This is a genomic window from Pyrobaculum sp., assembly GCF_049971835.1.
Classification (GTDB): domain Archaea; phylum Thermoproteota; class Thermoprotei; order Thermoproteales; family Thermoproteaceae; genus Pyrobaculum.
On record NZ_JBMFKV010000053.1, the window covers coordinates 1 to 11,734 of the forward strand.

At 55.0% G+C, this 11,734-nt stretch carries 14 protein-coding genes, 1 tRNA gene and 1 pseudogene; 9 read left to right on the forward strand and 7 right to left on the reverse strand.

Annotated elements, in window-relative coordinates; genetic code table 11:
* Window positions 1-242: pseudogene (locus ACP5J3_RS06190) on the reverse strand (mRNA surveillance protein Pelota); the annotation flags it as partial.
* A gap of 148 nt (window positions 243-390) precedes the next feature.
* Between ACP5J3_RS06190 and ACP5J3_RS06195 the strand changes: the two are divergent.
* Complete coding sequence (locus ACP5J3_RS06195; RefSeq protein WP_014288578.1) at window positions 391-546, forward strand: hypothetical protein; 156 nt, start codon at window positions 391-393, stop codon at window positions 544-546.
* Here the strand turns inward: ACP5J3_RS06195 and ACP5J3_RS06200 are convergent.
* From ACP5J3_RS06200 to ACP5J3_RS06210, 3 genes are read right to left on the reverse strand one after another with little or no spacing between them, the layout of a single operon-like run.
* Window positions 536-1,171 (reverse strand): thioredoxin domain-containing protein, encoded by a 636-nt coding sequence (locus ACP5J3_RS06200; protein WP_428494877.1) that lies wholly within the window; start codon window positions 1,169-1,171, stop codon window positions 536-538. The genes ACP5J3_RS06195 and ACP5J3_RS06200 overlap by 11 nt on opposite strands.
* A 22-nt stretch (window positions 1,172-1,193) precedes the next feature.
* Window positions 1,194-1,700, reverse strand: coding sequence for a DUF359 domain-containing protein (locus tag ACP5J3_RS06205; RefSeq protein WP_428494878.1), 507 nt, complete (start codon window positions 1,698-1,700; stop codon window positions 1,194-1,196).
* Entirely contained in the window at window positions 1,697-2,404 is a 708-nt protein-coding gene (locus ACP5J3_RS06210) for an MBL fold metallo-hydrolase (RefSeq protein ID WP_428494879.1), read from the reverse strand. The genes ACP5J3_RS06205 and ACP5J3_RS06210 overlap by 4 nt, the downstream gene beginning before the upstream one ends.
* Before the next feature lie 44 nt (window positions 2,405-2,448).
* On the opposite strand from ACP5J3_RS06210, the gene ACP5J3_RS06215 reads away from it, so the two are divergent.
* On the forward strand, window positions 2,449-3,798 hold the full coding sequence (locus tag ACP5J3_RS06215) for a nucleotide sugar dehydrogenase (RefSeq protein ID WP_428494880.1): 1,350 nt from the start codon (window positions 2,449-2,451) through the stop codon (window positions 3,796-3,798).
* On the opposite strand, the gene ACP5J3_RS06220 is transcribed toward ACP5J3_RS06215, so the two are convergent.
* Window positions 3,795-4,331 carry a 2-oxoacid:acceptor oxidoreductase family protein gene (locus ACP5J3_RS06220; RefSeq protein WP_428494881.1) on the reverse strand — a complete coding sequence of 179 codons (537 nt, stop codon included), beginning with the start codon at window positions 4,329-4,331 and terminating at the stop codon, window positions 3,795-3,797. The two genes, ACP5J3_RS06215 and ACP5J3_RS06220, sit on opposite strands and share 4 nt — an antisense overlap.
* 160 nt (window positions 4,332-4,491) lie before the next feature.
* Here ACP5J3_RS06220 and ACP5J3_RS06225 point away from each other — a divergent pair, with 160 nt between their 5' ends.
* The 5 genes from ACP5J3_RS06225 (at window position 4,492) to ACP5J3_RS06245 (ending at window position 8,917) form a co-directional block, all read left to right on the forward strand.
* Entirely contained in the window at window positions 4,492-4,743 is a 252-nt protein-coding gene (locus ACP5J3_RS06225; RefSeq protein WP_263244097.1) for a 4Fe-4S binding protein, read from the forward strand.
* Window positions 4,740-5,894: a transketolase C-terminal domain-containing protein gene (locus ACP5J3_RS06230; protein ID WP_428494882.1), complete on the forward strand. Its 1,155-nt coding sequence runs from the start codon at window positions 4,740-4,742 to the stop codon at window positions 5,892-5,894. The genes ACP5J3_RS06225 and ACP5J3_RS06230 overlap by 4 nt, the downstream gene beginning before the upstream one ends.
* Complete coding sequence (gene porB / locus ACP5J3_RS06235) at window positions 5,891-6,796, forward strand: pyruvate synthase subunit PorB (protein WP_428494883.1); 906 nt, start codon at window positions 5,891-5,893, stop codon at window positions 6,794-6,796. Before ACP5J3_RS06230 ends, porB begins: the two co-directional genes overlap by 4 nt.
* Window positions 6,797-6,858: 62 nt before the next feature.
* Entirely contained in the window at window positions 6,859-8,517 is a 1,659-nt protein-coding gene (gene thsA / locus ACP5J3_RS06240; protein WP_428494884.1) for a thermosome subunit alpha, read from the forward strand.
* 70 nt (window positions 8,518-8,587) lie between these two features.
* A complete protein-coding gene (locus ACP5J3_RS06245; protein WP_263244106.1) occupies window positions 8,588-8,917 on the forward strand; it encodes a DNA-directed RNA polymerase subunit K in 330 nt (109 codons plus the stop codon).
* Here the strand turns inward: ACP5J3_RS06245 and ACP5J3_RS06250 are convergent.
* On the reverse strand, window positions 8,877-9,080 hold the full coding sequence (locus tag ACP5J3_RS06250; protein ID WP_428494885.1) for a hypothetical protein: 204 nt from the start codon (window positions 9,078-9,080) through the stop codon (window positions 8,877-8,879). The genes ACP5J3_RS06245 and ACP5J3_RS06250 overlap by 41 nt on opposite strands.
* A 28-nt stretch (window positions 9,081-9,108) precedes the next feature.
* Complete coding sequence (locus tag ACP5J3_RS06255; RefSeq protein WP_428494886.1) at window positions 9,109-9,837, reverse strand: ABC transporter ATP-binding protein; 729 nt, start codon at window positions 9,835-9,837, stop codon at window positions 9,109-9,111.
* Window positions 9,838-9,901: 64 nt separating this feature from the next.
* On the opposite strand from ACP5J3_RS06255, the gene ACP5J3_RS06260 reads away from it, so the two are divergent.
* Window positions 9,902-11,164 (forward strand): ABC transporter substrate-binding protein, encoded by a 1,263-nt coding sequence (locus ACP5J3_RS06260; RefSeq protein ID WP_428494887.1) that lies wholly within the window; start codon window positions 9,902-9,904, stop codon window positions 11,162-11,164.
* Window positions 11,165-11,196: 32 nt separating this feature from the next.
* Window positions 11,197-11,290: transfer RNA gene (locus tag ACP5J3_RS06265), tRNA-Gly, on the forward strand.
* Window positions 11,291-11,734 lie beyond the last annotated feature (444 nt).

Genomic DNA, 11,734 nt, shown 5'->3' on the forward strand with positions numbered 1-11,734 from the left:
ACGACGGTCCCCCTCACCCTCAGACTGCCACGGAATTTGTGATACTCAAGAGCCTCCACCCTAATCCCTAGGTACATCTTCATCCTTTCCCCCTCCTTTGCTCCAAGAGGCTTGTACTCTCTGACAGTCCACCCACGCACCACGTCGCCCATGTCGATAAGCAGGTAGATGAAGTACAGATCCTCCTCCCTCTCCGGGACCACCTTTATGACACGCCTCTTCCTGTCTACCTCGTACTTCACTTTATAGCCTCAACTCATCGCTAATATTAGTGATGAGCCCGACCAATTACGAGAGGTGAAGTCGCGGCAGCTGTCTGATTTCTATAATTAACGAAAATTACATAGTCAGTAGGCAAAACATTTATATATCCATCACATTTGCCTATCTATGAAGCCAAACTCATCACTAGTCGAAGAATTAACAAGGCTGATAGACCAGTTCTATGAGCATGGGTATATAGAGGTCGCGAGGATGTTAGAACACGCGAGGACGGTAGCCCTGTTTAGGGAAAGAGAGGAATTGATACCCCCAGCTACTGACTAATTAGAGAGATCACGCGCGCCACGTCTGCGCCAACCACTACGTTAATGGTGCCGTTTTTTATAATTATGAACGTCGGCGTGCCTAGCTGTCTAATAGCCACGCCTTTTTGCGCCAGGGCACTTAGAAGTTCTTTTACAGCGCTGTCAAAAACTGACTTACTCGGCGTATTCGTACACCTATAGCCCTGCAATATCTCGAGCTGTTTCTGTGCGCCGTCGCTGAGGAAGATCTTGTAGAGCTGCGTTATCAAGTCGTACGTCTTGTTACCAAGTTGGTTATAGGCGCAGTGGAGATATTGATGCGCCGGCGCGGCTTCTGGGTGCACTATAAGGTCTAGGAATACCAACCTCAATTTCCCCGTTTTTAGCAACTCTCTATATAAAGGATCTAGCTGTTCATGCGCCATCGCGCAGTAGGGGCAGTGTAGATCGAATAGCTCTATCAACGTAATAGGCGCCTTGGGGTCGCCGAACGTTATAGCCCAGTTGGGCAACGGCAAACCACCCGCCGACGTTGTAGAAAACGCTTGTGGCTGAGATTGAGAGATTAAGTTGCTATATACGATAACCGCGGCCAAGACTGCGAATACCAGAACGGCTATGGCTAGAATAGTAACTGGCTTCATGCCTCTTTTTTAAGTGGCGTTTTTAACACTTTTCGAGGTAGTCAAACAGCTTTAAGATATAGCTCCTATACCAGTCCACTGGCACTGCTATGAGAGCCCCCATGTAGTGGCCATAGGCCACAATAGACCTCGGCGGGGCTAGCTTAATAAACGCCAGGGACAACATGTCCTCCTCGCCCTCTACTTTAATAACCACCCCGCCCCCCACGGCCTCCTCCACGGCGGCCCAGGCCTCTTCTGTAATATACCCGGGGGGGTTGACGACTCTAATAACTCTCTTAAAGAGGTTTAGCTGCTCCACCTTGACACCTCTCCTCGTCTTCTCATCAATAGCCGCCGAGGTGGGCACGAGGCCTTGGCTGAGGAAATTACGAGTCACCACATCGCCCACCGTGTATATATGCACAGCCCCGTAGCTCTCCGCGAGATTTTTCACAAACTCCACAGACGACGGCGGGTCCCTCCATATTGCTATGGGGTAGGGGAAGGCGAAGAGGTCCCGGCGACCTGCCAGCCGGTAGCAGGTCATATCGTAAATCTGCCGCAGGGTGCCGGGATTACTACAGTAACGCCGGGGGGCACGACCGGCGGCTCTAGGTAGAAGTGTATGGGCATTAACATCTTGACCCCGGCCCTCCGCGCCAACTCAATGGCGTCGGCCGTCGTGCTGTGGCCAACTCTGTGGGCCTCCTCTTCCTGCCCCGGGTTCCCAGAGACTTCGTGTATTAACAAGTCGCAACCACGCGCAAGCTCAACTACGCCCTCCGACGGCGCCGTGTCTGAGCTATACACAACACACCTGCCCCCGTGTTCGATCCTCACCGCCAGCGTCTCCACGGGGTGTGACGTTGGGGCAAAGGACAGCTGGGTGTCTCCAATCTTCAAGGCACCCCTCGCCTCGACAAACTCGACATGTTGCAAAGCGTTCTCGATGCCGGTTGCCAACGCCAGAGCCCGGGAGGCTTCAACCGCGTCTCTATTAGCAACTACCCTCAGCACCCTGCCGAGCCTCCTCGCCATGAGCATGAAGGTAGGTAGGCCGAGTATGTGGTCGCCGTGTCTATGGCTTATAAACACCGCGTCGGGCCACGGCAGGCCGCACGCGGCCATTTTTGCGTAGGTGCACTCCCCCGCGTCTATGAGAATACCAACGTCGGTCTTGACATATAGAGAGGTGTAGCCTAGATGGGGGTTTGATATCCAGCCGCCGTACCCAATGACATAGATCTCCACCAGAGGCGGTGGTGACCTTTTTAAAAAAGGTTATCTCCACCCCCGTGCTGGCCGACCTCTTAAGACGCGGCGAGCTCGTAGTAGCCGTGTATGGACTGGGCTACGTGGGGATGGCCCTCTCCGCGGCGTGGGCCTTGGCAGGCGCCAGGGTAATAGGCGTAGATATAGACTCCGGGAAGGTGGAGAGGCTAAACAACGGCGTCGTGGAGTACGTGGAGAAAGACGTAGTTGATGTACTTACCCACGCCATTAGAAGCGGCAGGTTCACAGCTACTACAGACGGCGTGGTGGCCTCGATAAGAAGCCACGTGAAGATAGTGGCCGTGCCGGTATTCCTAAAAAAGTCCGCCACGGCGATAGACGTGGACTTCTCCGCCTTGACATCCGCGGCGAGGTCCATAGGGGCCGGGCTTAAAAAAGGCGACCTCGTAATCGTTGAGTCGAGCGTGCCCCCCGGCACCACTGAGGAGGTGGTGAGGCCCGTGCTGGAGGGCGCTTCGGGTCTGGTCGCCGAGGAGGACTTCTACCTCGCGTACAGCCCAGAGCGGGTAATGGTGGGCCACGCCTTGAAAGACATAGTGGAGAACTACCCCAAAGTTGTGGCGGGGGTGGGGCCGAGGAGCGCAGAGGAGGCCGCGGAGCTATATAGACAAGTTGCAAAGAGGGGCGTCCTGGTTTTGGAGAGCACCAGGGAGGCGGAGTTTGAGAAGTTGCTGGAGGGCGTGTACCGCGACGTGAACATAGCGGCGGCAAATGAAATGGCCAAACTCGCAAACGCCCTAGGAATTTCATTTAGAAGAGCGAGAGAGGCGGCTAATAGCCAGCCCTACAGCCACGTCCACAAGCCCGGCTCCGGCGTGGGCGGCAACTGCATACCTATCTACCCCTACTTCCTCATGTGGACTGCCGCCAGACACGGCGTGGATCTGCCGCTGACGCGCACAGCCCGGTTCATAAACGAGAAGCAACCGGAGGAAGTGGCCTTCGCGGCGCTACGCGCCATGTTGAAACACGGCGTCAACCCAGCGGCGGCCAAAATCGTGATCCTGGGCCTGGCGTTTAGAGGCGATGTAGATGATACAAGAGGTAGCCCCACATACGACATCATCGCCGCCTTGTTGAAAGTGGGGATAAAGCCAGAACAGATAACAGTACACGACCCCTATGTTAAACAAGATATGTTATTAACCAGGTGGGGTATCGCGCTTACTCAAGACCTCGAATCTGCAGTAAAGGGCGCCGACGTCGTGATCATATCCACCGACCATTCGGCGTACAGAATTAAGGCAAGTGTGTTGTTAAGCTTAATGAACTCGCAGGTCGTTGTGGATGCCAGAGGCGTGTTGACGCCCGACGCCGATATTTATTCAATTGACAGCGGCCGCTGGCCCTAGCGAGCTTCTACTAATCTCTTCGCTAATTCATATCCCTCAACCACTGCTTTTATATTAGCCTCTACATACCTCCTAGGCACGTATTCAGGCACCGCTTTTACGATGCTTTCCAGCGTCACCAACCCGCTAACTGCCGCAAACGCGGCCGCCATTATGAGGTTGACCACGGGCCACCCCGCTACTACAAGGCCGTGTTTAAGCGCGATCGACGTCGCGTCGATAGATATATACCAATCCGACGGCAACTTGACGTTTACTATATACACAGCGCCGGGCTTGCCGTACTGCCTAACATCTACCTGCTCAATAATACGGCCGTCTAACACCACGACGTAGTCCGCCTTCTTCACTGAAGAGTGGAGAAGAGCCTCTCCTATCCTTAGGTAAGCCCTCACGATGGCCCCCCTCCTCTCAGCTCCAAACTCGGGCAAGGCCTGCGCCTTTTTACCCTCTAGAGAGGCGGCGTAAGCCAAGAGCTGGGCGGCAGTGACGGCGCCCTGCCCCCCGCGGCCGAGAAAAATCACCTCACGCATGATGGGGTTAACTTCATTTACTTATTAATTTTATCTAAACTTTAGATGTATGAATTAGGTAGCTGTATTCTCGCCTCTCGTATTTTATACAAATCGCCTCTAACTTTTATGGTTCTATAAACCACTATAAAATATATAAATGGAATGCGTTAAGTCTATTGTGTTGCCTATCTCAAAACCCGCGCCGGCGTCCGCCGGCGTCACCGGCACGTGGCGCACCTATAGACCAGTGGTGAATCTTGGGAAGTGTATAGACTGCGGACTTTGTTGGCTCTACTGCCCGGAGTCGGTAATCGACTGGGAGAAGGGCGAGAAGGTGAAAATTGACTACACCTACTGCAAGGGCTGTGGCATCTGTGCAGAGGTCTGCCCAGTAAAGGCTATAGATATGGAGCCAGAGGAAGAGGTATGAAGGCGCTGGCGGCGCAGAAAACTGCTCTTACCGGCAACTACGCCGTAGCTTACGCCGTCAAGATGGCGAAGCCCCATGTAATAGCGGCATACCCCATCACTCCACAGACGTCTATTGTCGAGAAGCTCTCAGAGTTCGTAGAGAGGGGGGAATTAAACGCCAGATTTGTCAACGTGGAGTCGGAATTCGCAGCGATGTCTGTCGTCTACGGCGCGGCGATGGCTGGCGCGCGGGCGTTTACAGCCACGTCCTCTCACGGGTTGCTGTACATGTATGAGGCAACTTGGTGGACCGCCCTCAGCAGGGCGCCGGTTGTCATGGCTGTCGTCACCCGCACCATCGGCCCGCCTTGGAATATACACGTGGAGCACAACGACATACTAGTCCTCAGAGACACGGGGTGGTTGATAGCTATGGCGGAGACTGTGCAGGAGGTGCTCGACTTGACAATACAGGCATTTAGAATTGCGGAGACTGCGGTTCTCCCCACCGCGGTGGGGCTGGACGGCTTCGTCCTCAGCCACTCGACGGAACCAGTCGAGTTGCCGCCTCAGGAATTGGTTGATAAATTCCTGCCGCCCCGTAGGCCGGACGTGCCGTTGTTGCTACGCCCGGGCGAGGCTGTTACATTCGGCAACCTGCCTTCAGACAATAGAGATCACGCGAGGCACAAGATAGCAACCGTGTACACGGCGCAGAGGGAGGCGAAGAAGATAGTAAGCCAGGTCGACGAGGAGTATGGAAGGCTAACGGGGAGGCGCTACGGGGGGCTGGTCGAGTGGTACAAGGCGGACGATGCGAAGAACGTCGTGGTGTGTATGGGGGCTTGGTGTAGCGACGCGAAGCAGGCCGTGGAGAGCCTCAGGAGGCGGGGCATCTCCGTTGGGTTAATGAGGGTGAGATTCATAAGGCCGTTCCCCGAGGAGGAGGTGGCCAAGCTAGATCAGTACGAAAGAGTTGTTGTATACGATAGAGACATAACCCCGCTGGGGGGAGTACTGGGGACTGAGATCAAGGCGCTTCTCTCAAGGGCCAGGGTGGTGAATATAGTAGCTGGCATAGCTGGCGTCGACTTCGACGCCCAGAACTTCTACGAAACTATACAAAAAGCCCTAGACGGAAGTTACAGAGAAGTGGAGTTTGTAGTATGAGCTTCCGCATAGATCAGCTTCCGAAGAAGAAATACGTGGTTCCCGGCAACGCTGCGTGCGCCGGCTGCGGCATGATGATTGGCTTGAAAATCTTGGGAATGGCGCTGGGCGAGGAGGCTGTGTTGACGATACCAGCTAGCTGCGCTTCGGTAGTGCAGGGCCTGTCGCCCAAGTCCGGCGTCGCAATGCCTATTTTAAACGTGCCCTTTGCCTCGGCCGCCGCCGTGGCCACTGGTATAGCTGAGGCGTACAGATCCCTCGGCATTAAGGGCCACGCGGTCGTCTGGGCAGGCGACGGCGGGACTTCAGACATCGGCTTCGCGACTCTAAGCGGCGCCGCTGAGAGGAACAGCAACATCATCTACATTATGTACGACAACGAGGCCTACATGAACACGGGCATACAGCGCAGTAGCTCAACGCCGCTAGCCGCGTGGACCACCACCACCCCCATGGGCAAGCGCGAGAGGAAGAAAGACGTAGCCCTCCTAATGGCCATGCACGGCGTTCCCTACGTAGCAACCGCCAGCATAGCCTATCCACAAGACTTCTACAGAAAACTAAAAAGAGCCGCCAAGGTTGAGGGGTTCAAGTTCATACACCTACATACGCCGTGCCCGCCGGGGTGGAGGTTCGACCCCGCCAAGACCGTGGAGGTGGCGAGACTCGCCGTCGAGACAGGTGTCTGGATTCTCTGGGAGTACGACCACGGCCACTTTAGGTTAAACCCGCCCAGCACGGTATACGCTGATAGAGCCAAAAGGAGGCCTTTGATGGAGTACCTGAAGCTACAGGGCAGATTTGCCCACATGACTGAGGAGCAGGTCAAGGCGCTGGAGGAAGATGTCGAGGCGAGGTGGCGGTCTATCCTCGCCTTGGCCAAAGCGTTTCCACAGAGCTAGGAGGAGCCGGCTTGTCCTCCATATGATGGAAAAGTTTTTATATGCACAATTTATGTCAAGCCATGTCACAGCAAGCTCCTAAAACAGGCGTTCCCGTAATGATATTAAAAGAAGGCAGTCAGAGAACCACCGGAGTAGACGCGCGCCGTTCTAACATACAGGCGGCTAAGGTAATCGCCGAAATCCTGGCGACGTCTCTAGGGCCCAGAGGCATGGACAAGATGCTAATCGACGCCTTTGGCGACGTCACCATCACCGGCGACGGCGCGACGATACTAAAAGAAATGGAGGTCCAGCACCCGGCTGCTAAGCTGTTGATTGAGGTGGCCAAGGCACAAGACGCAGAGGTAGGCGACGGCACCACCACAGTAGTGGTCCTCGCCGGCAAATTACTAGAGCTGGGCGAGGAGCTGTTGGAGGAGGGTATACACCCAACTATCGTCATAGACGGATACAAGAAAGCCGCAGACTACGCGCTTAAGGTAGCCGACGAGATTGCCAAACCCATCGAGCTAACTAAAGAGCAGTTGCTTAAGGTCGTCTCCAGCGCCCTCTCCTCGAAGGTAGTCGCCGAGACTAGGGACTACCTCGCCGGCCTGGTGGTGGAGGCCGCCATGCAGGCCATGGAGATGAGAGACGGCAAGCCCTATCTAGACCTCGACTGGGTAAAGATAGAGAAGAAGAAGGGCAAGTCTATCTACGAGACGCAGTTAGTGCGCGGCATCGTCCTAGACAAGGAGGTGGTGCACCCCGGCATGCCGAAGCGCGTCACCAACGCCAAAATAGCAATACTAGACGCGCCTCTAGAGATAGAGAAGCCCGAGTGGACCACGAAGATCTCAGTAACGAGCCCAGACCAGATCAAGGCTTTCCTAGACCAGGAGGCCGAGATCTTGAAGTCCTACGTTGACCACCTGGCGTCGATAGGCGCCAACGTCGTGATCACGCAGAAGGGCATCGACGAGGTGGCGCAACACTTCCTAGCCAAGAAGGGAATCCTCGCGGTGAGGAGAGTAAAGCGTAGCGACATCGAGAAGCTAGCGAGGGCCACCGGCGCCAAGATAATCACGTCAATCAAAGACGCGAGGCCCGAGGACCTCGGCACGGCGGGCCTCGTAGAGGAGAGGAAAGTCGGCGAGGAGAAGATGGTGTTCGTGGAGGACATCCCCAACCCGAGGGCCGTGACTATATTAGTGAGAGGCGGTAGCGACAGGATACTAGACGAGGTGGAGAGGTCGCTACAAGACGCGTTGCACGTAGCGCGCGACTTGTTCAGAGAGCCAAAGATAGTGCCCGGAGGCGGCGCCTTCGAGGTGGAGGTGGCGAGGAGGGTGAGGGAGTACGCCAGGAAGCTACCGGGCAAGGAACAGCTGGCGGCTCTGAAGTTCGCAGACGCCGTTGAGCACATACCGACAATTCTGGCGCTGACGGCGGGTCTTGACCCCGTAGACGCCATCGCCGAGCTCAGGAGGAGACACGACAACGGCGAGGTCGCAGCCGGCGTAGACGTGCACGGCAGCAAGATCACCGACATGGCGGCGATGAACGTGTGGGATCCGTTAATAGTCAAGAAGCAGGTAATTAAATCGGCGGTGGAGGCCGCGATAATGATACTACGCATCGACGACATAATCGCCGCCGGCGCCCCGAAGAAGGAGGAGAAGAAGGGCAAGAAGGGCGAGGAGGGGGAGGAGAAGAAGGAAGAGACTAAATTCGACTAATTTTTCCCTCCCAGCTCTTTTCGTTTTCTAGGTTGAAAATGTTATAAACCAACTCTATTGCCCACATGTCGTGGAGACGCTATCCACCGCAGAGTTAGTAGACCGCATCAACAAACTGGTTGAACTCCTGGAGAAGGCTCTCAACAAAAGAGAGTTCTACCCCCCACGCCTTACTAAATACGAGGTGGCGCGTATAATCGGCGCCCGGGCTATACAACTCGCCATGGGGGCCCAGCCGCTTGTAGACGTGCAGGAGGTCGGCACGACGGACCCCGTGCTCATAGCCATGGAAGAGCTCAAACGCGGCCTCCTCGATTTCGTAATTGTAAGAGAGACCCCCGACGGCAAAACCACGCGGATTAGGCTGAAGGAACTTCTTGAACTTGAGAAGACTCTTTAACAGGCTTAATCACCACAACACTCCCAAAGAAGTAAAACACGTGCCCCCCACGCACAAACTTCTTTTCCGGCTCCCCCTTCACCTCCACGTCATCCAGCAGGTAGTATATTGAGTATTTCTTTGTCTTAAACACCTTATACCTCGCATTAGGCGGCAACTCCATACCAGCTTCAACAGCTGTGTTAATATAGCTACCCTCCAAGAAACAGCTCTGCCAACTTTGCCTCGTCCAGCGACTTAGCGCCACCGCTGTACCTAACCCTGCCGGTCACCAGCACATACGCCCTGTCGCCAATCTCAAGAGCCTTCCTGGCGTTCTGCTCCACCAACAAGATAGAGATACCCAGCTTATCCCTAATGTCTCTAATAGCTGTGAAGAAGTCGCTGACAAGCTTAGGAGCCAGCCCCGCCGTCGGCTCGTCAAGCATTAACAACTTCGGCTTCTTCATAAGCCCCAGCCCAATAGCCAACATCTGCCTCTCCCCACCCGAGAGAAACTTCGCCTTTCTATCCCTTAACTCCCTCAGCTTCGGGAAGATGCTGTACACCTCCTCAATCCTCCTCCCAACCTCCTCCCTAGGCACCCCGGCTGACGCCGCCACGAGATTCTCGTACACGGTAAGCTCGCCGAAGATGTTCGGAGTGCCGAAGTTGTTAGGAGACTGCATGACGTAAGCCATGCCCATCTTCATAACCTCGTGAGGCGGATCGCCAGTAATGTCTCGTCCCAGCAAAACGACGCGCCCAGAATAGACGTCCGCCATCCCCACTATGCTGTTCAACAAAGTAGACTTCCCAGCGCCGTTGGGGCCAAGCAACACTACTATCTCACCTGAATTAACCGTCAAGTCAACTCCAAAAAGCACATGAAACTTGCCATACCCCGCCTCCAGCTTCTCAACTCTCAAAACCTCAGACACGTGCCCCCAAAAAACCAAGTTAATAAACCTTAAAACGTTAAATACTAGTCCAATACAGCCAATTATGGCTTCGAAAACTCTATACATAATAATAGGGGTACTTGTGGTAATACTCGCGATCGTTGGAATATTACTAACAACCGGAGGACAACAAAGGCCAACACAGGTGTTTAAACTCGGCGCGCTCCTCCCGCTCACAGGTGGCTTCAGTAGCTACGCAAAACTAGCCCAATGCGCCTCGCAACTAGCCATAGACGAGCTAAACGCCGAGTACGCAAACAAGGGATATAGATTTGAGCTATACGTAGAGGACACCCAGCTAGATCCCAACGTGGCGCTCCAGAAGCTACAAGCCCTCTACGCCAGGGGTGTGAGGGCCGTGCACGCGGGGCTCACCAGCAGAGAGGCGTCTGGAGAAAAGCCCTTCGCCGACCAGAACAAAATAATCCTATTCAGCGCTTGGTCCACCTCGTCGCTGTTAGCCATACCCAACGACTGGCTGTATAGAATCGTGGGGACAGACGCCAAGCAGATAAGAGCAATAGGCGCCATCCTAAAAGAGCTGGGCGTCAAAAACGTGGCGCTTATATACAGGAAGGACCCCTACGGCGAGGGCCTCTACCTAGAGCTCCAGAAAGAGGCGGCTAAGCGGGGCTTCAAGCTGGTTTCCGTAGCCGCCTACGACCCAGACCCCAAGGTCTTCCCACAAGCCGCCCCCGAGGCTGTGAGAAAGATCTCCACAGAAGTTAAGGACTTGGTAGGCCCCGACTTTGCCCTGGTCATCGTGTCTTTTGAAGACGACGGCTCCGTAGTCCTCAAGGCAATAGGCCAGGACCCCGTGCTGTCAAAAGCCAGGCTAATCGGCACGGAGGGAATGGCCTTCTCACCCATCCTACTACAAGAAGGCGGAGACGTAATGGCCAAAGGTAAAATAGTCGGCACGGCCAACTGGGCTCTCCCCACCACACCCGAGTACAAACAGTTCTACCAGAAATTCAAAGAGAAGTGCGGGGCAGAGCCCATAACCCCAGCCCCCCAGTCCTACGACATAATCAAGATGCTTGGTGAGATAATGGCAACCATAGGCACAGACGACCCCGACAAGGTGAGGGCCACCCTCGAGCAGTGGGGCAGACAAGGCACATACAAAGGCGCCACCGGCGTGGTGCTCCTCGACGAAAACGGAGACAGGGCAAACCCCAACTTCCTGCTGTGGGGCGTCGCCATGAAAGACGGCAAACCCACCTACATCGAAGTCGGCTACTACAACTACGACAAAGACACCATCGAGTTCACCCCAGAAGGCAAGCAGTACTTCTACGGATAAACTTTATAACCAACTTTTTCTATACAGTCTCGGCGGCGGTAGTCTAGCCTGGTTTAGGATGGCGGCCTCCCACGGGAAGCCGTAGAAAGCCGTTGATCCCGGGTTCGAATCCCGGCCGCCGCACCAGTGAGTTTTATTTCGGAAGGGGGTTGGATTGGGTGGTTTGCACCCCCCTCCCCGGCGTGCCTCTATGGTAAATCTATGCGCCTCCTCCTTAGACTGCCTCTGTATCCAACTCTAGGAGCCGGCGTGGGCTAGCGACAGATCTTTGGCGGCTGTGGCCGCGTTATGGAGGCGTTGCCCGCGTCTGGTCGCTGGTCATGCGGATAATTGCCATGGTTGTGAAGTTTCTATCATGGGTATTTTTCTCAACGCCTCTTCGTCGCTTGCCCTCTACCCTATCTGAAGCGCCTACTCTATCCACCAGGCCGTACATGGCTTCTTTACGCCGGTTTGTTGTGTCTCCTAATTCATTAAATCTCGATCACGGCGAGTCTCTTAGTGACGAGAATTGACGTAGAGGTGCGGGGGGTGGGATTTGAACCCACGCAGGCCTACGCCACAGGGACC